Source organism: Pseudomonas sp. NFACC25, assembly GCF_900100935.1.
In the GTDB taxonomy this organism is placed as follows: Bacteria; Pseudomonadota; Gammaproteobacteria; order Pseudomonadales; family Pseudomonadaceae; genus Aquipseudomonas; species Aquipseudomonas marginalis.
Window position 1 is genome coordinate 194,176 of sequence record NZ_FMUC01000009.1, and the last position, 23,358, is coordinate 217,533.

At 61.5% G+C, this 23,358-nt stretch carries 18 protein-coding genes and 1 tRNA gene; 7 read left to right on the plus strand and 12 right to left on the minus strand.

Annotated features, from left to right (window positions below; genetic code table 11):
- The first annotated feature begins 12 nt into the window (after window positions 1-12).
- The 6 genes from queE (at window position 13) to nadA (ending at window position 4,135) form a co-directional block, all read left to right on the plus strand.
- Entirely contained in the window at window positions 13-660 is a 648-nt protein-coding gene (queE, locus tag BLQ09_RS20780) for a 7-carboxy-7-deazaguanine synthase QueE (RefSeq protein ID WP_027605545.1), read from the plus strand.
- A gap of 1 nt (window position 661) precedes the next feature.
- Window positions 662-1,339 carry a 7-cyano-7-deazaguanine synthase QueC gene (gene queC, locus BLQ09_RS20785; RefSeq protein WP_092358394.1) on the plus strand — a complete coding sequence of 226 codons (678 nt, stop codon included), beginning with the start codon at window positions 662-664 and terminating at the stop codon, window positions 1,337-1,339.
- 63 nt (window positions 1,340-1,402) lie between these two features.
- A tRNA-Lys gene (locus BLQ09_RS20790) sits at window positions 1,403-1,478 on the plus strand.
- Window positions 1,479-1,670: 192 nt separating this feature from the next.
- Window positions 1,671-2,249, plus strand: coding sequence for an NAD(P)H-dependent oxidoreductase (locus BLQ09_RS20795; RefSeq protein ID WP_065925899.1), 579 nt, complete (start codon window positions 1,671-1,673; stop codon window positions 2,247-2,249).
- Between the two features lie 162 nt (window positions 2,250-2,411).
- Window positions 2,412-2,795, plus strand: a complete 384-nt coding sequence (locus BLQ09_RS20800) for a MerR family transcriptional regulator (RefSeq protein WP_092358396.1) — start codon at window positions 2,412-2,414, stop codon at window positions 2,793-2,795.
- A 281-nt stretch (window positions 2,796-3,076) separates the two neighbouring features.
- On the plus strand, window positions 3,077-4,135 hold the full coding sequence (gene nadA / locus BLQ09_RS20805) for a quinolinate synthase NadA (protein ID WP_027605549.1): 1,059 nt from the start codon (window positions 3,077-3,079) through the stop codon (window positions 4,133-4,135).
- Window positions 4,136-4,210: 75 nt separating this feature from the next.
- On the opposite strand, the gene BLQ09_RS20810 is transcribed toward nadA, so the two are convergent.
- From BLQ09_RS20810 to gcvH, 6 genes are all read right to left on the minus strand, one after another.
- Window positions 4,211-4,699 (minus strand): RDD family protein, encoded by a 489-nt coding sequence (locus BLQ09_RS20810; RefSeq protein WP_027605550.1) that lies wholly within the window; start codon window positions 4,697-4,699, stop codon window positions 4,211-4,213.
- 94 nt (window positions 4,700-4,793) lie between these two features.
- The gene (locus BLQ09_RS20815) at window positions 4,794-5,006 is read right to left on the minus strand and encodes a cold-shock protein (protein ID WP_014339904.1); all 213 of its coding nucleotides are present in this window, start codon (window positions 5,004-5,006) and stop codon (window positions 4,794-4,796) included.
- 393 nt (window positions 5,007-5,399) lie between these two features.
- A complete protein-coding gene (gene gcvT, locus BLQ09_RS20820; RefSeq protein WP_027605551.1) occupies window positions 5,400-6,524 on the minus strand; it encodes a glycine cleavage system aminomethyltransferase GcvT in 1,125 nt (374 codons plus the stop codon).
- A gap of 39 nt (window positions 6,525-6,563) precedes the next feature.
- Window positions 6,564-7,940, minus strand: a complete 1,377-nt coding sequence (locus BLQ09_RS20825; RefSeq protein WP_092358398.1) for an L-serine ammonia-lyase — start codon at window positions 7,938-7,940, stop codon at window positions 6,564-6,566.
- A gap of 177 nt (window positions 7,941-8,117) precedes the next feature.
- Entirely contained in the window at window positions 8,118-10,958 is a 2,841-nt protein-coding gene (gene gcvP, locus BLQ09_RS20830) for an aminomethyl-transferring glycine dehydrogenase (protein WP_027605553.1), read from the minus strand.
- A 10-nt stretch (window positions 10,959-10,968) separates the two neighbouring features.
- Complete coding sequence (gcvH, locus tag BLQ09_RS20835) at window positions 10,969-11,352, minus strand: glycine cleavage system protein GcvH (protein WP_027605554.1); 384 nt, start codon at window positions 11,350-11,352, stop codon at window positions 10,969-10,971.
- 347 nt (window positions 11,353-11,699) lie between these two features.
- Between gcvH and BLQ09_RS20840 the strand changes: the two genes are divergently transcribed.
- Window positions 11,700-16,367 (plus strand): hypothetical protein, encoded by a 4,668-nt coding sequence (locus BLQ09_RS20840; protein ID WP_092358400.1) that lies wholly within the window; start codon window positions 11,700-11,702, stop codon window positions 16,365-16,367.
- A 9-nt stretch (window positions 16,368-16,376) separates the two neighbouring features.
- Here the strand turns inward: BLQ09_RS20840 and BLQ09_RS20845 are convergent, their stop codons facing one another.
- The 6 genes from BLQ09_RS20845 to arcD form a co-directional block, all read right to left on the minus strand.
- Window positions 16,377-17,885, minus strand: a complete 1,509-nt coding sequence (locus BLQ09_RS20845) for a sigma-54-dependent transcriptional regulator (protein ID WP_092358402.1) — start codon at window positions 17,883-17,885, stop codon at window positions 16,377-16,379.
- A gap of 120 nt (window positions 17,886-18,005) precedes the next feature.
- The gene (locus BLQ09_RS20850) at window positions 18,006-18,368 is read right to left on the minus strand and encodes a DUF5064 family protein (RefSeq protein ID WP_027605557.1); all 363 of its coding nucleotides are present in this window, start codon (window positions 18,366-18,368) and stop codon (window positions 18,006-18,008) included.
- 18 nt (window positions 18,369-18,386) lie between these two features.
- Window positions 18,387-19,316 carry a carbamate kinase gene (gene arcC / locus BLQ09_RS20855; protein ID WP_065925908.1) on the minus strand — a complete coding sequence of 310 codons (930 nt, stop codon included), beginning with the start codon at window positions 19,314-19,316 and terminating at the stop codon, window positions 18,387-18,389.
- 82 nt (window positions 19,317-19,398) lie between these two features.
- Entirely contained in the window at window positions 19,399-20,409 is a 1,011-nt protein-coding gene (locus BLQ09_RS20860) for an ornithine carbamoyltransferase (protein WP_027605559.1), read from the minus strand.
- Window positions 20,410-20,421: 12 nt separating this feature from the next.
- The gene (gene arcA, locus BLQ09_RS20865; protein ID WP_027605560.1) at window positions 20,422-21,678 is read right to left on the minus strand and encodes an arginine deiminase; all 1,257 of its coding nucleotides are present in this window, start codon (window positions 21,676-21,678) and stop codon (window positions 20,422-20,424) included.
- A 24-nt stretch (window positions 21,679-21,702) separates the two neighbouring features.
- Window positions 21,703-23,130, minus strand: a complete 1,428-nt coding sequence (arcD, locus tag BLQ09_RS20870; protein WP_027605561.1) for an arginine-ornithine antiporter — start codon at window positions 23,128-23,130, stop codon at window positions 21,703-21,705.
- Window positions 23,131-23,358 lie beyond the last annotated feature (228 nt).

The window sequence follows — 23,358 nt, forward strand, 5'->3', positions numbered from 1 at the left end:
CCCGTGGCGACTATGCAAGACACATTACGCATCACCGAAGTTTTTTACTCGTTACAGGGTGAAACGCGAACCGCTGGCCTGCCCACGGTTTTTGTGCGCCTGACCGGTTGCCCCTTGCGTTGCCAATACTGTGACAGCGCCTACGCCTTCAGTGGCGGCACCGTGCGCACCCTCGAAGACATCCTGGAACAGGTTGCCGGCTACCGGCCCCGCTACGTCTGTGTAACGGGTGGCGAGCCCCTGGCCCAGCCCAACGCCATCCCCTTGCTCAAACAGCTGTGTGATGCCGGTTACGAGGTCTCCCTGGAAACCAGCGGGGCCCTGGATATTTCCGCTGTAGACCCGCGTGTCAGCCGAGTGGTTGACCTCAAGACGCCGGGCTCCAAGGAAGTGCATCGCAACCGCTACGAGAACATCGAACTGCTGACGCCCAACGATCAGGTCAAGTTCGTGATTTGTTCCCGTGAAGACTACGACTGGGCCAATTCCAAGCTGATCCAGTACGGCCTTGACCGCCGTGCCGGTGAGGTGTTGTTCTCTCCCAGCCACCACGACCTGAACGCGCGCGATCTGGCCGACTGGGTGGTTGCCGATAACCTGCCCGTACGCCTGCAATTGCAGCTGCATAAATATCTGTGGAACGACGAACCGGGGCGCTGAGATGACTGATCAAAAGCGCGCGGTCATCCTGCTGTCCGGTGGCCTCGACTCCGCGACGTTAGTGGCCATGGTTCGCGCCGAAGGTTACAGCTGTTACACCATGAGCTTCGACTACGGCCAGCGTCACCGCGCCGAGCTGGAGGCCGCCGCCCGTGTTGCCCAAGACCTGGGCGTGGTCGAACACAAGGTGATTGGCCTGAACCTCGACGGCATGGGTGGCTCGGCCTTGACCGACAGCACTATCGACGTCCCGGAGGCCCCCACCCAAGGCATCCCGGTCACCTACGTACCGGCACGCAACACCGTGTTCCTGTCCCTGGCCCTGGGCTGGGCGGAGGTTCTGAATGCGCGGGACATCTTCATCGGGGTTAATGCCCTTGATTACAACGGCTACCCGGACTGCCGCCCGGAATACGTCGAGTCGTTCGAACGCATGGCCAATTTGGCGACAAAAGCCGGGGTAGAAGGGCAGGGTTTCCGGATCCAGGCACCGCTGCAAAACCTGAGCAAGGCCGCTATCGTGAAGGTTGGCGTAGGACTTGGTGTCGATTACTCGCTGACAGTTTCCTGCTATCAGGCAGACGATGACGGCCGTGCCTGTGGGAAATGCGACAGCTGCCGACTGCGTGCAGAGGGCTTCCAAATGGCCGGAATTACGGACCCGACGCGTTATTTCTGATTTATTTCAAATAAGGTGTTGAATAATCCTTAGAAATCAGTATTATACGCGCCACCACACAGCGGGTCGTTAGCTCAGTTGGTAGAGCAGTTGGCTTTTAACCAATTGGTCGTAGGTTCGAATCCCACACGACCCACCATTTTTGGCGGTTTAGAAAATCCGGAAGGCCCACGCAAGTGAGGATTTCCGGGTTTTTTTTTGCCCGCGATTTGGTGCTTACCTGCCGGTGCGCAATGCACCCAAGCTATACCAGCATTTGGCAAACCTCCCTGTTGACTCTCCTGTTACGGGCACACCCTATCCTGCCCGCTCGACTTTTCAGGATGAAGTGATGATGAGCAAGCGAGTACTGGTGATTCTGGGGCACCCCTCAACCGACAGTTTCTGTGGGGCATTGACCGACACCTATGTGAAGGCGGCCACGGAGGCCGGGCACGATGTGCGTCTGTTACGCCTGGATGCTCTGCGGTTTGATCCAGTGCTGCACGATGGCTACAAACAGGTTCAGTTGCTGGAGCCCGATCTGCTCAAGGCCCAGGCCGATATCACCTGGGCTGAGCACCTGGCGTTTGTCTATCCCATCTGGTGGGGCGGAATTCCGGCCCTGATGAAAGGCTTCTTCGATCGGATATTCCTTCCCGGATTTGCCTTCAAGTACCGCGAAGGCAAAGCCTTTCCCGACAAGCTTTTGAAGGGGCGCACGGCTCACCTGCTGGTCACGATGGATACCCCGCCGTGGTACTACAAGTGGGTCTACTGCATGCCGGGCCTGCACCAGATGCGCAAGACTACCCTGGAGTTCTGCGGCATCAAACCATTGAAGACCCTCACGTTCGGGCCGATCCTCGGTTCCGGCGACTCCCAGCGCGAAGCCTGGCTCAAGCAAGCCCAGGCTATCGCTTGCCGCTGACATAGCCGTTGCACAGCATCGCCTTGCAGCAGGCGATGCCGGCTTTATCCCTGCCAAGTACACTGCCTTTTGCCACCTTCGGGTTTCCGACCCCGTAGACATGTGTGAAGATGCGGCGCGCCAAAGTGCTCTCCCCACTCTTGTGCCAAAAAAGGACTTTTCATGTATATCGGCAAAGCCGCCCAGCTATCGGGCACTACCGTCAAGACGATCCGCCACTATGAAGACATTGGCTTGCTGCCGCCGCCTGTACGCGAAGGTAAGTATCGGGTCTATAACCAGCAAGGCGTTGAGCTGTTGACGTTCATCAAGTGTGCTCAGCAGCTGGGTTTCAAGCTTAAGGAAATGCAGGCGATTCTTCAGGACCACCGGGGCCTGGAGCTGCCGTGGGATTTGGCCAACCAGGCCATTGCCGATAAAAAGCTCGAGCTGAAAGCCCAGATCGAAGGGCTGCAAAACATCTACGACGGTCTTGAACAGTTCGAAAGCAACCTCAAGGACGCCCGGTACCAATGCCAGTTTGAGCCTCTTTCCAAAACGGTCTGAACGAACTTGCTGCATGAACTCTGCCCGCTGACGGCTATGTGCTTGAGGTGATTTCTGAAGGCGGGGGAGACCCAAGGTACTATTGCGGTTTTTTAATCGACAGGCGCACGCGTCAAAGCCAGATTAGGCTTTTGAAACCATTGGATATTCTGTAGCCTTGCGCAGCTTCACCTTTACCCGTGCTTGATGAACACAATCACTTCGTCCGGCGGCGCCCGAAGGGCTCCAGAGCCGGTGGTACACTCGACTTTCGCGCTACTGCGCCTGCAGGTCTTGCGAACATGACGCACATTTCCGAACGCCTACTGGTTCAAGCCCACCTCGACGCCAAGCAGCCCAAGGCCCTCAGCGCCGAGGAAGAGGCGAGCCTGCGTGCCGCCATTGCTGCCGAGCTCAAGGCTCAGGACGCGGTGCTGGTTGCCCACTTCTATTGCGATCCGGTGATCCAGGCCCTGGCCGAAGAAACCGGCGGCTGTGTCTCCGACTCCCTGGAAATGGCCCGCTTCGGCGCAGCCCACCCGGCCAAGACCGTACTGGTCGCCGGTGTACGTTTCATGGGCGAGACCGCCAAAATCCTCACCCCCGAAAAACGCATCCTCATGCCGACCCTGGAAGCCACGTGCTCCCTGGACCTGGGGTGTCCGGTGGATGAGTTTTCGGCGTTCTGCGACCAGCATCCCGAGCGCACCGTGGTGGTGTATGCCAACACTTCGGCGGCGGTCAAGGCCCGGGCCGATTGGGTGGTGACCTCCAGCTGTGCGCTGGAAATCGTCGAAAGCCTGATGGACAACGGCGAGACCATCATCTGGGGCCCGGACAAGCACCTGGGTACCTACATCCAGCGCCAGACCGGTGCCGACATGCTGCTGTGGGACGGTGCGTGCATCGTCCACGAGGAGTTCAAGTCCAAGCAGTTGGAAGACATGAAGGCGCTGTACCCGGACGCAGCGATCCTGGTGCACCCGGAATCGCCGACCTCGGTAATCGAACTGGCCGACGCGGTGGGCTCCACCAGCCAGTTGATTGCGGCGGCACAGCGGCTGCCGAACAAGACCTTCATCGTGGCGACCGACCGCGGCATCTTCTACAAGATGCAGCAGCTGTGCCCGGACAAGGTCTTCGTCGAGGCGCCCACGGCCGGTAACGGCGCTGCGTGCCGCAGTTGCGCGCACTGCCCGTGGATGGCAATGAATACGCTGGAGCGTACGCTGCAGTGCCTGCGTGAGGGCAGTAATGAGATATTCGTCGAGCCGTCGGTGATTCCGCACGCCGTGCGACCGCTCAAGCGCATGCTGGATTTCACCCAGGCGGCGCGCCTGAAGCTGGCGGGTAACGCCTGAATCGAGGCGAGCTCGGTTGAAAATGTGGGAGGGGGCAAGCTCCCTCCCACATTTTGATTTCGTTCAGGCAGCGGTTTATTTCTTTTGCTTCGGGATGCGCACCAACTGCGTATCCGAGTAGATGTCATGCCAGCTGCGTTTGTGCTTGTCGAACAACGACCAGACAAACCCCAGCCCCACGCATAACCACGACGCAATCGACACTACAAAGCGCAACAGCGCCTGCCACAGGCTGATCCGCGAGCCGTCGGCGTTTTGCACGCGCACGCCCCAGACCTGCATGCCCAGGGTTTGCCCGGAATGGGTCCAGAACTTGGCAAAGAAACCAAACAGCACAAACAACAGAATCGTCGACAGCAGCGGGTCACCGTCCAGTGCGCCGGATTCGGTGAGGGTGCGCATCCTGGCTTCGCCCACGAACGCGATCCACACCAGCTTGTAGATAAACGCGGTGACGATCAGCAGCGCGGTGCACAACAGGAAGTCATAGAACATCGCTGCCAGGCGACGGCCCAGGCCAACGGCGGGGAACTCGCCTTGGGGACTCAGCAAGGGTTTGGACATGGCAGGGCTCTCAGAGGAAAAAAATCATTTTACGGAATAGCGCCCATAAAAAAGCCCCTGATGTCATGTCAGGGGCTTTTTGTCGCAGGAAGGATCAGCCTTCTGCTTGTACTTCGTCAGCCTGCATGCCTTTCTGGCCTTGAACTGCAACGAAGGTGACCTTCTGGCCTTCCTTCAGGCTTTTGAAGCCGTTGCCTTGAATAGCGCGGAAATGCACGAACAGATCCGGACCGCTTTCTGGAGTGATAAAACCAAACCCTTTCTCGTCGTTAAACCACTTGACGGTACCGCTCTGACGATCAGCCATTTTCTTATTTCCTTGACGCTAAAAATTAATGACAGCCCCTTTCACATGAAAGAGTACTGGGCTGGGTTGCAGGAAAGTAAGAGACGTCGAACGGGTTGTAGCACAACTACTTCAGCTACTGCCCAGGTCCAGGTTCCAAGCGACCCATGCAAACACAGTGGGCAAACTCTACGCCAACTAATGGAGAAAAAACAAGCCCTGGCAAAAGCCCAGGTTTTGCTCGGCCGCATGACACTTCGTTGAATAATGTGAAACCGACTTATTCGATAGAATGGGTCACTTGTTATAGGTTAATTCCTATAATAATGCCTATCGTTGCTGCACTGTTTTATGGCGGTTGCGTTACAGATTAGTGCACGTTAACGCAACCGCGTTACTTATAGGAACAGTCAATCAGCCACGATAGTAACGTTGCGGCACAAATGGCATTTTGCTTACACGAAGTGGCACTTTTTTCCCACGCACCAACGCAGAGACTTCGGTGTCCAGTGCGGTGAATGCGCTGTCCAGGTAACCCATGGCCAGTGGGCCACCCAGGCTCGGGCCAAAGCCACCGCTGCACACGCTGCCGATCACGCTGCCGTGTTCGTCGACGATCTCTGCGCCTTCACGTACAGGTGTGCGTTCCTGGGGCAGCAGGCCTACTCGCTTGCGGCTTACACCGGTTTGCTGCTGGGTGAAGATGCGGTCGGCACCCGGGAAGCCACCGGCACGCGCACCGTCGGTGCGCCGGGCCTTGGAGATTGCCCACAGGAGGCTGGCTTCGATCGGGGTGGTCTCGGTGTTCATGTCGTGGCCGTACAGGCACAGGCCGGCTTCCAGGCGCAGCGAGTCACGGGCGCCCAGGCCGATGGCCTGCACTTCGTCCTCGGCCAGCAGGCTGCGCGCCAGGCTTTCGGCGCTGGCGGCAGGCACGGAGATTTCAAAACCGTCTTCACCGGTGTAGCCCGAGCGGCTGACGTAGCAGTCCACGCCCAGCAGGCGCACCGGGGCGAATTGCATGAAGGTCATCCGGGTGACTTCCGGGGCCAGGCGCGCCAGTACCTTCACCGCAGCCGGGCCTTGCAGGGCCAGCAGCGCGCGTTCTTCGAACAGCGGCTCGATGCTGCACTGCTCGCCGATATGCTGGCGCAGGTGCGCCAGGTCCTGGTCCTTGCAGGCCGCGTTGACTACCAGGAACAGTTCGTCGTTACCCAGGTTCGCCACCATCAGGTCGTCGAGGATGCCGCCCTGGTCATTGGTGAACATGGCGTAGCGCTGCATGCCGACCGGCAGGTCGATGATGTCGACCGGTACCAGGGTTTCCAGGGCCTTTGCGGCATTGGCGCCGGTCAGGCGGATCTGGCCCATGTGGGACACGTCGAACAGCCCGGCCTGTTCACGGGTGTGCAGGTGCTCCTTCATCACGCCCAGTGGGTATTGCACCGGCATGTCGTAGCCGGCGAAGGGCACCATGCGTGCACCCAGCTCGAGGTGCAGGGCGTGCAATGGGGTTTTCAACAGGGTTTCGGTGGACATGTTCAGCTCCTGAAAAACGTGCCGGCGCGCCTTTAGGCGTCAGCACTCGATAATGTTGACCGCTAAACCGCCACGGGCGGTTTCCTTGTATTTGCTTTTCATGTCGGCGCCGGTCTGGCGCATGGTGCGGATGACCTTGTCCAGCGAGACGAAGTGTTGCCCGTCGCCACGCAAGGCCATGCGCACCGCATTGATGGCCTTCACCGAGCCCATCGCATTGCGCTCGATGCAGGGCACCTGCACCAGGCCGCCAATCGGGTCGCAGGTCAGGCCGAGGTTGTGTTCCATGCCGATCTCGGCGGCGTTTTCCACCTGGGAAACCGTACCGCCCAATACTTCGCACAACGCGCCAGCGGCCATGGAACAGGCCACGCCGACTTCACCCTGGCAACCGACTTCGGCACCGGAGATGGAGGCGTTTTCCTTGTAGAGAATGCCGATGGCGGCGGCGGTGAGCAGGAAGCGCACCACGCCGTCTTCATTCGCGCCAGGGATAAAGCGCATGTAGTAATGCAGCACCGCCGGCACAATCCCGGCCGCGCCGTTGGTGGGCGCCGTGACCACGCGCCCGCCGTTGGCGTTTTCTTCGTTGACGGCCAGGGCGTACAGGTTGACCCAGTCCAGCACCGACAGCGGGTCGCGCAGGGCCGACTCCGGGTTCTTGCACAACTGGCGATGCAAGGCGGCGGCACGACGCTTGACCTTCAGGCCGCCGGGCAAGATGCCTTCGTTGCGACAGCCGGCTGCCACGCAGTCCTGCATCACCTGCCAGATCTTCAACAGGCCGGCACGGGTTTCCGCTTCCGGGCGCCAGGCGCTTTCATTGGTCAGCATCACCTGGCTGATGGACAGACCGTAGGTGGTGCAATGGCCGAGCAAGTCCTTGGCATGCTTGAACGGGAACGTCAGTGGGGTGGCGTCTTCGACGATCCGGTCGGCGCCGGCGGCGTCTTCATCCACCACAAAACCGCCGCCCACCGAGTAGTACTCGCGGCTGCGGATCTGGATGCCCGCCGCATCAAAGGCACGAAAAATCATGCCGTTGGGGTGGTAGGCCAGGGGTTTGCGAATCATCGCCAGGTGTTCTTTCTCGTTGAACGCAATGCTGTGTTCGCCGAGCAGGTTCAAGCGGCCATCGCCGCGCGTCTGCGCCAGGCGCGTGGCCACGGTTTCGGTGTTCACGGTGTCCGGGTGTTCGCCTTCCAGGCCGAGCAGCACGGCCTTGTCGCTGCCGTGGCCTTTGCCGGTGGCGCCGAGGGAGCCATAGAGTTCCACCTTGATGCCGGTGGTGGCGCTCAGCAGATTGTCACGCTTGAGGCCTTCGACGAATCGAGCGGCCGCGCGCATGGGGCCGACGGTGTGGGAACTGGAGGGGCCGATGCCAATCTTGAACAGGTCGAACACGCTTAAGGACATGAGTTGTTCTCCGGTTTCTTGTTATGTATTGGGTGTACTCGGTCAATGTGGGAGGGGCGGTGCGACGATTCGACTTGCCCCCGATAGCGGTGGGTCAGTAGAAAGTTCTGGTGACTGACACACCGCTATCGGGGGCAAGCCCCCTCCCACATTTTTGACCGCGCTCAGCCAGTCGGGTTATGCGTAGCTCTCGATCGACGGGCACGCACACACCAGGTTGCGATCACCAAACACATTGTCGACCCGGCCAACCGGTGGCCAGTACTTGCCTTCGATCAACGAAGCGACCGGGTACACCGCTTGTTCACGGCTGTATGGGTGGCTCCATTCGCCAACCAGTTCCGCCGCGGTATGCGGTGCGTTTTTCAGCGGGTTGTCGTCCTTGTCCAGGGTGCCGTTTTCCACCGCGCGGATTTCTTCGCGGATGGCGATCATCGCGTCGCAGAAGCGGTCCAGTTCTTCCTTGGACTCGCTTTCGGTCGGCTCGATCATCAGCGTGCCGGCCACCGGGAACGACATGGTCGGGGCGTGGAAGCCAAAGTCGATCAGGCGCTTGGCCACGTCATCCACGCTGATGCCGCTGCTGTCCTTCAGCGGGCGCAGGTCGAGGATGCATTCGTGCGCCACCAGGCCATTGCTGCCGGTGTACAGCACGGGGTAGTGCTCTTCGAGGCGACGGGAAATGTAGTTGGCATTCAGTATCGCCAACTGCGACGCGCGCTTGAGGCCTGCGCCGCCCATCATGCTGATGTACATCCAGGTGATCGGCAGGATGCTTGCACTGCCGAACGGTGCCGCACACACCGCGCCTTCCTTGCGCGCCATGGCCGCGTGGCCGGGCAGGAAGGGCGTGAGGTGGGACTTGACGCCAATCGGGCCAACACCCGGGCCGCCACCGCCATGGGGGATGCAGAAAGTCTTGTGCAAATTCAGGTGGGACACATCGCCGCCGAACTTGCCCGGTGCGCACAGGCCAACCATCGCGTTCATGTTGGCGCCGTCGATGTACACCTGGCCGCCGTTGTCGTGGATGATCCCGCAGATTTCGCGGATACCTTCCTCGAACACGCCGTGGGTGGACGGGTAGGTAATCATCAGCGCGGCGAGGTGCTCACGGTGCTCGATGGCCTTGGCGCGCAGGTCTTCGATGTCGACGTTGCCACGGGCGTCGCAGGCGGTAACCACCACACGCATGCCGGCCATGTTGGCGGTGGCCGGGTTGGTGCCGTGGGCCGACGATGGGATCAGGCAGATGTCACGACGTGCTTCGCCACGGCTCTGGTGATAGGCACGGATGGCCAACAGGCCGGCGTACTCGCCCTGGGAACCGGCGTTCGGCTGCAGGGAGATCGCGTCATACCCGGTGGCCGCGCAGAGCATGGCTTCCAGGTCGGAGGTCAGTTGCAGGTAGCCGGCGCTTTGCTCGGCCGGGGCGAACGGGTGCAGGGCACCGAACTCGGCCCAGGTCACCGGGATCATTTCACTGGCGGCGTTGAGCTTCATGGTGCACGAGCCCAGCGGGATCATGGTGCGGTCCAGGGCCAGGTCCTTGTCCGCCAGCTTGCGCAGGTAGCGCATCAGCTCGGTTTCCGAGTGATAACGGTTGAACACCGGATGGCTGAGGATCGGCGACTGGCGCAGCAAGGCGTCGGGCAGGCGGCTGTCCACCGTGGCGTTGACGTCCGGCAGGGCTTTGCCATTGGCAAAGATTGCCCACAGGGTTTCGATATCGCCCTGGGTGGTGGTTTCGTCGACCGACAGCCCAACCCGCTCGGCGTCCACCACGCGCAGGTTGATGCGCTGGGCGCGGGCCTTGTCGTGCAGCGCAGCGGTGTCGGCGCCGGTGTGCAGGGTCAGGGTGTCGAAGAAGTGTGCCTGCTCGACCTTGAGGCCCAGGGCGGTCAAGCCCTTGGCGAGCATCGCGGTCAGCTGGTGAATGCGCTTGGCGATCTGGGTCAGGCCCTGGGGCCCGTGGTACACGGCATACATGCTGGCGATGTTGGCGAGCAGCACTTGCGCGGTGCAGATGTTGCTGGTGGCTTTCTCGCGGCGGATATGTTGCTCGCGGGTCTGCATGGCCAGGCGCAGGGCCGGCTTGCCGAAGCGGTCTACCGACACACCGACCAGGCGCCCCGGCATGTCGCGCTTGAACGCATCCTTGGTGGAGAAGTACGCCGCGTGCGGGCCACCGAAGCCCAGCGGCACGCCGAAGCGTTGCGCGCTGCCGATGGCCACGTCGGCGCCGAACTCACCCGGCGGGGCCAGCAGGGTCAGGGCCAGCAGGTCGGCAGCCACGGCCACCAGGGCGTTGGCGGCATGGAAACGCTCGGTCAGCGCGCGGTAGTCGAACACGTCACCGTTGCTGGCCGGGTATTGCAGCAGGGCGCCGAAGAACCGGCTGACATCGGTCAGTTCGCGCTCATCGCCGACCACCACGTCGATGCCCAGCGGCTCGGCACGGGTGCGCAGTACGTCGAGGGTTTGCGGGTGGCTGTGGACCGAGGCGAAGAAGGCGTTGCTGCCCTTGTTCTTGCTCAGGCGCTTGCAGAAGGTCATGGCTTCGGCGGCGGCGGTGGCTTCATCGAGCAGCGAGGCGTTGGCGATCGGCAGGCCGGTGAGGTCGCTGATCAGGGTCTGGAAGTTCAGCAGCGCTTCCAGGCGGCCTTGGGAAATCTCTGGCTGATAAGGTGTGTAGGCGGTGTACCAGGCCGGGTTTTCCAGAAGGTTGCGCAGGATCGGCGACGGCGTATGGCAGTTGTAGTAGCCCTGGCCGATGTAGGTCTTGAACAGTTGGTTCTGGCTGGCGATGGCCTTGATCCTGGCCAGGGCCTCGGCTTCGCCCAGGCCGTCTTCCAGGCCGAGCACGCTGGTGCCCTTGATGCTCTCCGGGATCACGCTGGCGCTCAGGGCTTCCAGGGAATCGAAGCCCAGGCTGGCGAGCATCTGCTGCTCATCTTCCTGGCGCGGGCCGATGTGGCGGGCGATGAACTCATTGGCGGTGCTGAGATTGATGGTCATGGCGCGCTCCTCAGGCTTCGGCGTTGGCTTTGATCAGACGGTCGTACGCGTCCTGATCCAACAGTTTAGCGACTGCCCCGGCATCGGCCGGTTTAAAGCGGAAGAACCAGCCTTCGCCCAGCGGGTCTTCGTTGACCAGTTCCGGGCTGCCATCGAGCTTGGCGTTCACTTCCAGCACTTCACCGTCCAACGGCATGTACACGCCGCTGGCGGCCTTGACCGATTCAACCGTGGACGCTTCTGCGCCCTTGTCATAGGCCTGCAACTCCGGCAGTTGCACGAACACCACATCACCGAGCGCGTTCTGCGCGAAAGCGGTGATACCCACGGTGACGCTGCCGTCAGCTTCGGCGCGCAGCCATTCGTGATCTTCAGTGAAACGCAACTCGCTCATGGAAACTCCTCAGGGCCAGAATCGTCTGGTGGGCGGGATTGGAATAATGGGGAGTTGCTTAGCAATATCGCGGCCAATGTGATTAATCCTTTATTAATCAATGGCTTGATAAAAACGGTTATAACGATAGCGCCTTTGTGTGTAGCGATTTCGCTACACTCCGGCCGTCGAAAAAAAGCCTATGTGGATCAAAGCCTTGCATGGCGCGCAAAAAACAAGGTTGTAGCGATATCGTTCCACTGTAGCGCTTTCAGTACGCATGGACGTCGTTTTTCGCGATTTATCTACCGTCCGGGAGGCCGGCCGGCGTTTTACCGTTCGCGCACTTCGTCATCAGGATGCGCCCCATGAGTGCTTCAAAGGTTATTCCCCCAGAGATTTCCCAGGCGCGGACGTCTCGCGACTATTTATCCAAGGTCTTCGCCCGGCGCCTGGGCCTGACCCAAGTGGCCCGCGCAATGATCCAGGAATGGATCGGGCAGTGGTTTGCCGGTTCCGGCCTGCAGGCCGGTAACAGCTGGATCGGTGTGATCCAGCCAACCTCGACCGGCCGCCGCCACATGCCGCTTATGACCTTGAGCGACGCACTGATCCAGCGCTGCATGAAGGGTGACGCGCTGAACTACACGCCAGGCCATCATGTGCTGTTGGTGCAGTCTGCACCGCAGGTGTTCGAACCGGCGAGCGGCGCCATCACCGTGGACGATATCGAGTGGATGCTCAACACCCTGGCGCCCGATGTGCTGGCGGGTTTTGCCGAGCGCTTGGTGCAATACTGGAACGCGCGCGTGTCGGACGGTTCGGCCGACAGCCGTTGGCACGCGGTCAGCAGCCAGTTACGTGCATGCCTGCTCACGGCGCGGCAGAACCCGCCATTGACGCCGGAGCAGGCGCGATTGCTGCTGGGGCTGGGCGATGAGCAGGCACAGCAGCTTTGGGGGCATCGGGCGGATCGAGAGGCCTTGGGTGGCGCCGATGCGCTGCATATCTATCAAGTCTATGCGGCCCAGGCCGGGACAACGGGCGAATGGCTGCCGCTGTTGGTCTTGCAGCGTCGGGTCGTGGGGCAACAGGTCACCCTCGTCTATATCCCGGCGATGAACCTGGTGCAGCTCGAGTCCCTGGACGCCTTGGGTGACCTGCTGCCGCGCTATATGGGCCGTTACCGGCCAGGGGCGCCGCTGCAATGGGTACTGCGCGAGCCCGAGGGCGATGTGTTCGATGCGTTGGCCCAGGCCTTGCTCGAACGCCAACTTCGCGATGTGCGGCGGGTTGACTGGTCGGCATTGCCCGACATCGGCAGCTATGAACAGCTGTTCACCACGCTCACCTCGCCACTGGCCTGGTTCGACCCGGACGCTCTCGAACAGCCCCATGAAGAACAGCTGCCGCTCTGGTTGCAGCGGGCCAGCAGCGCGGATCGCCTGGCTTACGGGCAGTGGCTGGAGCGCCTGGCGCAGCTGCAGCGCAGTACCGGCGGTGCAACGTTCCTCGATGGCCTTGAGCCGCTCGATGTGTATGCGCGCAAGGCGCTGCAACGGCAAATGCGCCTGGATCATCCAGCGCAGGCCCCCATCAACCCGGACGACTGCCTCCTGACCTTCGAGCGCACCCAGGGCGGCACGGTTGGCTGGACGCAACGGACCACCCGGACCTTGACCCAGTGGTCGCTGGAAAACCCCTTCGCCACCGCCTATGCCAGTGTGCACATCAGCCACCAGGTCACGCCAGGTAACGTACCGCGCTGGGTCACGCCGGCCTATCTCAAGGGGCTGATCGAACGGGTGGACGTGGGCAAGCACTATCCGCCATTGCTGGAGCACGCACTGATCACCGACCCGACGCAGTCTGCACGGCGGCGTCGCTTGTTTGTCGATCAGATGGCGCTGCAACTGCCGATGCGCGCCCTTGAAAACAGCCTGCGCCAACGCAACGGTTTTACCCGCTCCGGCGCTCGGGTGGTGCACGCGTTGCTGCGGGAAGATCCGCTCCAGCGTGTGGTCGACGGTGAGGTGATCGTCGCCAGGCCCCTGGCATTCCTGGCCCATGCAGGCGGGCTGGCCCATCAAGCGCACAACCTGTTTGTCATCGGTCCCCGCGACAACAGCACGTTGCCGCATATTCTCTATCGGCCGGATCAAACCGACGCGATGCTGCAACAATTTCCCAGTCGCCAGGCGTTGCTGGACGCGATCGCAACGGTGGGCAGCGATCTTCAACCCGTGGTGCTGCAGCGTTTACCGCAGGATAGCCGTACCCTGTTTGCCAACGGCGGTTTTCTGCGTCCCCATGTCCAGCGTGTGCTGCAGGGCGATGAGTTCGACGTGCTGCCCGCATCGAGCCCGGCGTTGCTGAGTGACGAACCGGTGCGTGGCGAGTTCCTTGAGAGCGTCTTCGATGAAAACGCCCGAGACCTGTGGCAGCGCGCCGTCAAGCAGTCGGTTTCCAACGAGGCGCTGCGTTGGACCCTGTTCAAGAATGATCTGTGGCAAGTGTTCAATGCGCTTTTGCCGATGGTCAGGGGCCCGGTGGCGGTGGCGGGCTGGTTGTCCCAGACCTTCAGGACATTCCAGGCGGTGCTGGCGCTGCCGGCCGAGACGAGCCGCGAAGATTCCGCCAATGCCTTCGCCGAGCTGATCGGCAGCGTGGCCGGCCTGCTGATGAGCCCGGTGGTCACGCTGGATCAACGACTGCGCTTGAGTTCGGGCGCTGCCCAGGCACATGACTTGATCCCGGCCAGCCACACGCGCCACTCGGCGTCGACGTTTGCCTGGCAGCGTTCATTCGCCGACGTCACGGCAATGGATTTTTCCTGGGCCAACTCAAGGTCCAGGCTTACGACCCGGCAGCGTGCCCAGCTCGAGACTTTCCAATGGTCCCCCAGGCAGGGCGAGCGCTGGCCCGACTCGCCGACATTGGCCTCGGCAGCCAGCCCGGTGCGTGGTCGGGTGCTGGTCCAGCGCGACGGCAGCGCGGCCCGTCACGAGCAGTACACCTTGATAGACAGCAAAGTCTATGGCGTGAGGGCGGTCAGGGATGGCTGGCGGGTCGTCGATCTGCGGCAACCCCAGCGTCTCGGCCCGTGGCTGGACAAGGATGCCCATGGGGTGTGGAAAGTCGACCTGGGCCTGCGCCTGGTTGGCGGGCAGCCAAAGAGCACGGTGGCCCAGCGGCGTGCCCACATCGAGCGGCAAAAGCTTGAGCTTGAGCACGAATACAGCGCGGCAAGCAGAGAATTACAGAGCCTCGAGCGTGTCGTGAGCGCGGCCGAAGACCTGTGTGAGAAGGCGCACCTGACCTCCGAGGCGGCCTTTACCGAGCAGCACCGGCGCGATGCCCGGGCGCGTTACCTGCGCGAGTTGGAAAAAAAGGCCGATGCGCAACAGAAAAAACTCAATGTGCTGATGCGCAGAAACGCCAACAAGCCCCTGGACGGCTTTGAACGGGAACAGTGCCTGCAGTTGGAAGATATCGTGCTGAACATGCGCCGGCAGATGTTCGTGCTGACCTTCAGTCGCCGCGAGGAGCAGTTTTCCGCAGCGCATCTCGCGCAACTGTCGGAGCGGGTGGCGGGGGAGGACGCGATCGCGGCCCAGGCGGTGATCGGGACCTTGAGCGAAGAGAGCCGCAGGATCGGCGAGTTTCACGACAAGATGGTCAACCTGAGCTTCTGGGAGCGAGTCAATTACGAGCGGTTGCTCAGCATTCCTGCCTACAAGTCCTACATCGGTGAGTTGCAACCGTCCTCATACGGGCTGCCATTGGACTGGCGGACCGTGCAGTTGCAGGTGCTCAAGGAGCAGCTGTGGCGCCGGCTGCCCCTGCCTGAAGAACAGGATGATTACAGTCGGATCGACGCGGCCATGGATGAGGCGATCCAGTCGGCCCAGTCCCAGAAAACCATCGATGAGCCAGGCGTGCTGAGTGTGCAACAGCGCATCGACGGCACCCGGGCGGTACTGCACGAATACGCGAAAACCCTGGCGCTCCTGGATGAATACCGTGCCGCCGCGCCGGAATTGATCCATGGGGATGCCGAGGTGCCGGTGCAAGCCACGATCCTCAGCCTGGAACAGGAGTCGAGAATCGCCCTGGCAAAGCTGCTGCGTGAGCACGAGCGCAACCCTCAGCCTGGCCGGGTACGCCCCCTTGAAGCCGATCAACGGCTGATCCGCGATTCGAAAAAGCGCTATCAATTGGGGCGGGTTCGCGCCCGCACGCCGGAAGCGACCGAAGACATCGTTGATGTCATCAACCCGATTGACCAGGCCGTGGTGGTCAGCCTGCATCAGCGGCCGGGTTCGGATGCGTTCGAAGCGATCACCGAGGCTGGCGCGGTGATGCCGCGGCCGACGCGTTCCCTGGAAAACCTCAAGGCCGACGCGCGCCGCTTGTTGGCCAGGGCACCGCTGGTGCTGCAGCAGGCCCGCGATGAAGCGCGCAGTGCCACGCTGCCGGCCAGCGTCGAAGCCCGGTTGACGCGGCAGTCCGAGGGCATCAAGGCGGTTGCCGAAAAGATCCGCAAGGCGCTGCCGTCAACGCCGGATACCGCGGCCCAGGCGCTGCTCGATGAGCTGGAACAGGCCGCCAGCGACTCTCTGGAGCAGGGGCGAGGGTTGCGCATCGAGATGATCAAGCGCTTGCCGCCCGATGAGGATGGGATTGCCTGGCTCCAGGCCCAGGACCAGGTGCAGATACTGCGCATCGAGGGGCGTATTGCGCTCAAGCGGGTGGATGATTTCCTGCAGGAGTATGTGGTCAAGGACAGGCAGGGCAAGGTCCTGGCTTATGCGCACTTTCATTATTCATCGCCCACGGACCCCGATTTACCCTATAACGCCGGCCATCTGAAAAGGCCGGAGCAGCGCTTCATGAGCTTTCGCAGCCTGCTCGACAAAACCGACAACGAGGCCATCGCGATCTACTATTCGCGCATCAGCCCGCCCATGGCCGCGCAGCTGTTTTTCAGCGCCGCCGGCGTTATCAAGCATCGTGGCCGGCGTGCGTTCTGGTGAGGCAGGCGCTCAGGGTTTTGCGGGAATGCCGTACTTGCGCAAGCGGTGGGCGATGGCGGTGTGTGAGGTTTGCAGGCGGCTGGCCAACTGCCGGGTCGAGGGGTAACTGACGTAGAGTTTCTCCAGCAGGCTGCGCTCGAAGTCCTCGACGGCCTGTTCCAGGCTATCGACTTCGCCGTCGCTCTGGCGCGCCACGGAGGTGCCGGCGATGTCCAGGTCACCGATGTCCACCAGGCTGCTTTCGCAGATGGCGGCGGCGCGGAAGATCACGTTCTGCAACTGGCGCACATTGCCCGGCCAGCGGTTGCCCAACAGCGCCGGGTAGGTGCCGGGCGCCAGGCGGCATACCGGACGCTGGATCTGCGCACAGGCCTGCTGCATGAAGTAGCGGGCCAACAGCAGGATGTCCTGGCCACGCTCACGCAGGGGCGGCACTTCGACGTTGAGCACGTTGAGGCGGTAGAACAGGTCTTCGCGGAAGGTACCTTCGCTGACCATTTTTTCCAGGTCGCGGTGGGTGGCGCTGAGGATGCGCACATTGACCTTCACTTCGCGGTCGCCGCCGACCCGGCGGAAGCTGCCGTCGTTGAGAAAACGCAGCAACTTGGCTTGCAAATAGGGCGACATTTCGCCGATCTCATCGAGAAACACCGTGCCCTGGTTGGCCAGCTCCATCAGCCCCGGCTTGCCGCCGCGTTGGGCGCCGGTAAAGGCGCCGGGGGCGTAGCCGAACAATTCACTCTCGGCGAGATTCTCCGGCAGCGCCGCGCAGTTCAGCGCCAAAAACGGCGCACTGTGGCGCGCGCTGATGGCGTGGCAGGCCCGCGCCACCAACTCCTTGCCGGTGCCGGTTTCGCCCTGGATCAACAGCGGCGCATCGAGTGCGGCCACCCGTTGTGCGCGTGCCTTGAGGGTGCGGATCACCGGGGATTCGCCCAGCAGCGCATCAAAGCCTTCGGCATGATCGTGGTGCAGCGCCGACAGTTGTTCGCCGATGCGGTTGGGTTGGTACAGGGTGAGCAGGGCGCCGGCATCGGTGATCGGCGTGGCGTCGAGCAAAAACGTCTGGCCGTTGACGCTGATTTCACGCAAGGGCAGGCGAAAGCCGTTTTCCAGCAAGGTGTCCAGCAAGGCCGGATCATTGAACAGCTCGGCGATACTTTCCCCGGCCGGTTCGCGACCGTACAGCGCGATCAGCGCCGGGTTGGCCAGCAGGATCTTGCCCGCGCTGTCCAGGGCCAGCACCGGGTCGGTCATGGCTGCCAGCAGGGCATCGAGTTGCAGGTGGCGGCGTTGGCCGGGGAGAATGTCCACCACCGTCACCGCTTGTACGCCGCGCACGCTGAACAGCGCGTCACGCAGCTCTTCGAGCACGTCGGCGCTGAGGGTCGGCGCATCGATATAGACGTTGGGCGGCACCATTTCCACCGCATCCAGGTTGAGATTGCGCCCACCGAGCAAGGCCAGGACTTCCTGGGTGATACCGACGCGGTCGATGAAGCTGACGTGGATACGCATGGGGCGAATGTTGGTTCTGGCGTACTGAGGGTGGCCAGTATGCCTGACAGGTGATGGAGATCAAAAATGTGGGAGCGGGCTTGCTCCCACGTTTGAGTGTTGGTGTCGGGGGGCGTCCGGTTATTCCAGGTGTTCAGGCTTGATCGGGTCCCCGGATTTCACATCCAGTTGATGCCGCACATCCTCGAACATCAGGTCGTACTGTTTGTGCATCGAGCCATTCAATACCGCAATCTTCGGCATCCCATACTTCTGCGCGATGTTCATCGCATGCCGGGCAAAGTCGAATGCCTGGTCCTTGGGCAAGAAGAACTCTTCCTTGAGGTCCTTGCCCTGCACCGAGCCGTGCAGCTTGAACAGCATGCCCTTGCCTTCCTTTGGGTCCTGGCTGACTTCGTAGTCGATACACAGGTTGTAGCTGTAGTCGTCCTTGTTCAGCGCGTGACGTTCGACGTGCAGGTGACCGGGTTCAAAGGTGGCCATAGGCGTATCTCCTCTACTTCACAGATAGGTGATGCCAGGTGTCGCCGTGCTGATGCGTGTGCCGGCGCTGCCCTGGACGATGGCTTCGATGTCCGAGAGTGAACCGATCACCGCGGTTTTGCCAGTCTGGCGGGCGAACTCGCAGGCGGCTTGCACCTTGGGCCCCATGGAACCGGCGGCGAAGCCGAGTTTTTCCATGTCGTCGGGGTGGGCCTGGCCGATGGCTTTCTGGGTCGGCTTGCCGAAGTCGATAAAAGCGGCGTTGACGTCGGTGGCGATCACCAGCAAATCGGCGTCCAGTTGCGTGGCCAGCAACGAGGAGCACAGGTCTTTGTCGATCACGGCTTCGATGCCCTTGAGCTTACCGTCTTCACCGTACAGGGTCGGGATACCGCCACCACCGGCGCAGATCACGATGGCGCTTTTTTCCAGCAGCCACTTGATCGGGCGAATCTCGAAGATGCGTTTGGGCCGTGGGCTGGCCACGACGCGGCGATACTTATCGCCATCCGGGGCGATGGCCCAGCCTTTCTCGGCGGCGAGTTTTTCCGCTTCGGCCTTGGAGTACACCGGGCCGATGGGCTTGGTCGGGTTCTGGAAGGCCGGGTCCTTGGCGTCCACTTCCACCTGGGTGAGCAGGGTGGCGAACGGCACTTCGAAGTCCAGCAGGTTGCCCAGTTCCTGTTCGATGATGTAGCCGATCATGCCTTCGGTCTCGGCACCGAGCACGTCCAGCGGGTACGGCGAAACGCTGGTGTAGGCCGCCGCCTGCAACGACAGCAGGCCGACCTGCGGGCCATTGCCGTGGGCGATGACCAGTTCGTTGCCGGCATGGATCTTGGCGATCTGTTCGGTGGCAATGCGGATATTGGCGCGTTGGTTGTCTGCGGTCATGGGTTCACCACGGCGCAGGAGGGCGTTGCCGCCCAGGGCTACGACGATGCGCATAATGCAATCCTTCTATAGGTGTGAACACAGAGGCCAATGTGGGAGGGGGGCAAGCCCCCTCCCACATTTGACCGTGTAGCCTTTAGATATCCGCGAGTGCCGACACCAGGATCGCCTTGATGGTGTGCATGCGGTTTTCCGCCTGCTCAAAGGCGATGTTGGCCGGCGACTCGAAGACTTCCTCGGTCACTTCCACACCATTGGCCAGGTTCGGATAACGTGCGGCGATGTCCTTGCCGACCTTGGTTTCGCTGTTGTGGAACGCCGGCAGGCAGTGCATGAATTTCACCCGAGGGTTGCCCGAGGCTTTCATCATCTTGGCGTTGACCTGATACGGCAGCAGTTGCTCGATGCGTTCGTCCCACGCTTCCACCGGCTCACCCATGGACACCCAGATATCGGTGTGGATGAAGTCCACGCCTTTGACGGCTTCTTTCGGGTCTTCAGTGATGGTAATGCGTGCGCCGCTTTCCTCGGCGAAGGCCTGGCACTGTTTGATGAAGTCTTCATGGGGCCACAGGGCTTTCGGCGCGCCGATGCGCACGTCCATGCCGAGCTTGGCGCCGATCATCAGCAGCGAGTTACCCATGTTGTAGCGCGCGTCGCCCAGGTAGGCGTAGCTGATGTCATGCAGCGGCTTGTCGCTGTGTTCGCGCATGGTCAGGGTGTCGGCGATCATTTGGGTCGGGTGGAACTCGGCGGTGAGGCCGTTGAACACCGGCACGCCGGCGAACTTGGCCAGTTCTTCGACGATTTCCTGCTCGAAGCCACGGTATTCAATGGCGTCGAACATGCGACCGAGTACGCGGGCGGTGTCTTTCATGCTTTCTTTGTGGCCGATCTGCGACGACACCGGGTCGATATAGGTGACGTGGGCACCCTGGTCGTGGGCCGCCACTTCGAAGGCGCAACGGGTGCGGGTCGAGGTTTTTTCGAAGATCAGCGCGATGTTCTTGCCTTGCAGGTGCGGACGCTCGGTGCCGGTGTATTTGGCGCGCTTGAGGTCGCGGGACAGGTCCAGCAGGTAGTGCAGTTCGCGGGTGGTGTGGTGCATCAGCGACAGTAGGCTGCGGTTGCGCATATTGAAAGCCATGATGGGATCTCCTTAATAGTCGATAGGGTCGCGGATGATCGGGCAGGTCATGCAGTGGCCGCCGCCACGGCCACGGCCGAGTTCACCGGCGCTGATGGTGATGACTTCCACGCCGGCCTTGCGCAGCAGGGTGTTGGTGTAGGTGTTGCGGTCGTAGCCGATCACTACGCCAGGCTCCACGGCCACCACGTTGTTGCCGTCGTCCCACTGCTCGCGTTCGGCGGCGAAGCTGTTGCCGCCGGTCTCGACCACGCGCAGGGCCTTGAGGTTGAGCGCGGCGGCCACGGTCTCGAGGAAGTTGGTTTTCTCCCGCTGAATGTCGATGCCGTGGGGTTTGCTTTCGTCAGGGCGCAGGGTGAAGGGCACGATCTGGTTGACCACTTCGGGGAAGATGGTCACCAGGTCGCGGTCGCAGAAGCTGAACACGGTGTCCAGGTGCATCGCCGCGCGGGACTTAGGCAGACCGGCAACGATCACCCGTTCCACCGCTTTGTTCTTGAACAGGTTGCGCGCCAGTTGGCCGATGGCCTGGTGGGACGAGCGCTCGCCCATGCCGATCAACACCACGCCATTGCCAATCGGCATGACGTCACCGCCTTCGAGCGTGGCGGCACCGTGTTCCTGGTCGGGGTCGCCGTACCAGATCTGGAAGTCCGCGTTGGTGAACTCGGGGTGGAATTTGTAGATGGCGCTGGCCAGCAGGGTTTCCTGGCGTCGCGCCGGCCAGTACATCGGGTTGAGCGTCACGCCGCCGTAGATCCAGCAGGTGGTGTCGCGGGTGAACTGGGTGTTGGGCAGCGGCGGCAGGATAAAACTGGCGTGGCCGAGGAAGTCGCGGAACATCTCGATGGTCTTGCCACCGAAGCTGCTCGGCAGGTCATCGGCCGACACGCCACCGATCAGGAACTCGGCGATCTTGCGTGGCTCCAGGCTGCGCAGCCAGGAGCTGACCTCCTCGACCAGGCCCAGGCCCACGGTGTTGGAGGTGATCTTGCGTTCCAGGATCCAGTCCAGGGCTTCGGGGTTGGCAACGATATCGGTCAGCAGGTTGTGCATTTCCAGCACATCGATGTCCCGTTCGCGCATCTTGGTCACGAAGTCGAAATGGTCGCGCTTGGCCTGGGCTACCCAGAGCACGTCATCGAACAGCAGTTCATCGCAGTTGTTAGGGGTCAGCCGCTGGTGGGCCAAGCCTGGGGAGCACACCATGACTTTGCGCAGTTTGCCGGCTTCGGAATGTACGCCGTACTTCACTTTTTCCGTGGTCATTACAGATCCTCCAGTGAACATCAGTTACAGAGTCAGGAAGCCGTCGTAGAGGCCATAGGCAGCCACCAGGGCGCCAATGACGACTGCGGCGAAAATCAGCTTCTCGACGTTGGTGAAAATCGGTTTGCCCAGTTCATGCTTGGCCTTGGCGAACAGGATCGCGCCGGGGGCATAGAGCAGGGCGGACAACAGCAGGTACTTGGTGCCGCCGGCATAGAGCAGCCAGACCGCGTAGATCAGTGCGATCGCGCCGATAAACAGGTCTTTCCTGCGCTCCTTGAGGGCGTTTTCGTAGGTTTCGCCGCGTACCGCCAGCAGCAGCGCGTAGGCCGCCGACCACAGGTAAGGCACGAGGATCATCGAGGTGGCGAGGTAGATCAGCGACAGGTAGGTACTGGCGGAAAACAGCGTGATCACCAGGAATATCTGGACCATGGCGTTGGTCAGCCACAGGGCGTTGGCCGGCACATGGTTGGCGTTTTCCTTGCGCAGGAACTCCGGCATGGTGTGGTCCTTGGCGGCGGCGAACATGATCTCCGCACACAGCAGCACCCACGACAGCAGCGCACCCAGCAACGAGATGATCAAGCCGACGCTGATCAGCACCGCACCCCAGTGGCCCACCACATGCTCCAGCACGGCGGCCATCGACGGGTTCTGCAGCTTGGCCAGCTCCGGTTGAGTCATGATGCCCAGGGACAGCACGTTCACCAGCATCAGGAACAGCAGCACGGTAATAAAACCGATCACGGTGGCCTTGCCGACGTCGCTGCGTTTTTCGGCGCGTGCCGAGAAGATGCTCGCGCCTTCGATGCCGATGAACACCCACACGGTGACCAGCATCATGTTGCGCACCTGGTTCATCACGCTGCCCAGGTCCGGGTTCTTCACGCCCCAGATGTCAGCGGTGAAGATGTCCAGCTTGAAGGCGAACACGGCGATCAACACGAACAGCACCAGGGGCACCACCTTGGCGACGGTGGTCACCAGGTTGATGAACGCCGCTTCCTTGATCCCGCGCAGCACCAGAAAGTGCACGGCCCAGAGCAAGACCGACGCGCCAATCACCGCCGCAGGCGTATTGCCTTCGCCGAAGATCGGGAAGAAGTAACCGAGGGTGCTGAACAGGAGGACGAAGTAACCGACGTTGCCCAACCAGGCGCTGATCCAGTAACCCCAGGCCGACGAAAAGCCCATGTAGTCACCGAAGCCGGCCTTGGCATAGGCGTAGACGCCGCCGTCCAGATCAGGTTTGCGATTGGCCAGGGTCTGGAAGACAAACGCCAGGGTCAGCATGCCCACGGCGGTGATCACCCAGCCGATCAATACCGCGCCAACATCGGCACTGGCGGCCATGTTTTGCGGCAGAGAGAAGATCCCGCCGCCAATCATTGAGCCGACGACAAGTGCAACCAATGCACCCAATCGAAGTTTTCCGGGAGATTCAGACATCGCATAACTCCAATGCAGGAGAAGAGAGACCACAGAATAATTCCGTGCGCTAATCAAACAGCTGACTCAGATCACTTCATTGGCACATTCCATTGTGAATTAATGACTTAGACTGGAAAGTCGTGGGCAATAGTTTTCCGCGCAAAGGCGCTTTCCAGAGCGATCTCTGCGGTTTGGTCAATCATTTAGTGCTGCGTATGGACGTTTGAAACTAGCCCGTTTTCCCGA

Coding starts and splice junctions, on each gene's coding strand:
- queE (WP_027605545.1), top strand. CDS start 13: ATGCAAGACACATTACGCATCACCGAAGTTTTTTACTCGTTACAGGGT.
- queC (WP_092358394.1), top strand. CDS start 662: ATGACTGATCAAAAGCGCGCGGTCATCCTGCTGTCCGGTGGCCTCGAC.
- BLQ09_RS20795 (WP_065925899.1), top strand. CDS start 1,671: ATGATGAGCAAGCGAGTACTGGTGATTCTGGGGCACCCCTCAACCGAC.
- BLQ09_RS20800 (WP_092358396.1), top strand. CDS start 2,412: ATGTATATCGGCAAAGCCGCCCAGCTATCGGGCACTACCGTCAAGACG.
- nadA (WP_027605549.1), top strand. CDS start 3,077: ATGACGCACATTTCCGAACGCCTACTGGTTCAAGCCCACCTCGACGCC.
- BLQ09_RS20810 (WP_027605550.1), bottom strand. CDS start 4,699: ATGTCCAAACCCTTGCTGAGTCCCCAAGGCGAGTTCCCCGCCGTTGGC.
- BLQ09_RS20815 (WP_014339904.1), bottom strand. CDS start 5,006: ATGGCTGATCGTCAGAGCGGTACCGTCAAGTGGTTTAACGACGAGAAA.
- gcvT (WP_027605551.1), bottom strand. CDS start 6,524: ATGTCCACCGAAACCCTGTTGAAAACCCCATTGCACGCCCTGCACCTC.
- BLQ09_RS20825 (WP_092358398.1), bottom strand. CDS start 7,940: ATGTCCTTAAGCGTGTTCGACCTGTTCAAGATTGGCATCGGCCCCTCC.
- gcvP (WP_027605553.1), bottom strand. CDS start 10,958: ATGACCATCAATCTCAGCACCGCCAATGAGTTCATCGCCCGCCACATC.
- gcvH (WP_027605554.1), bottom strand. CDS start 11,352: ATGAGCGAGTTGCGTTTCACTGAAGATCACGAATGGCTGCGCGCCGAA.
- BLQ09_RS20840 (WP_092358400.1), top strand. CDS start 11,700: ATGAGTGCTTCAAAGGTTATTCCCCCAGAGATTTCCCAGGCGCGGACG.
- BLQ09_RS20845 (WP_092358402.1), bottom strand. CDS start 17,885: ATGCGTATCCACGTCAGCTTCATCGACCGCGTCGGTATCACCCAGGAA.
- BLQ09_RS20850 (WP_027605557.1), bottom strand. CDS start 18,368: ATGGCCACCTTTGAACCCGGTCACCTGCACGTCGAACGTCACGCGCTG.
- arcC (WP_065925908.1), bottom strand. CDS start 19,316: ATGCGCATCGTCGTAGCCCTGGGCGGCAACGCCCTCCTGCGCCGTGGT.
- BLQ09_RS20860 (WP_027605559.1), bottom strand. CDS start 20,409: ATGGCTTTCAATATGCGCAACCGCAGCCTACTGTCGCTGATGCACCAC.
- arcA (WP_027605560.1), bottom strand. CDS start 21,678: ATGACCACGGAAAAAGTGAAGTACGGCGTACATTCCGAAGCCGGCAAA.
- arcD (WP_027605561.1), bottom strand. CDS start 23,130: ATGTCTGAATCTCCCGGAAAACTTCGATTGGGTGCATTGGTTGCACTT.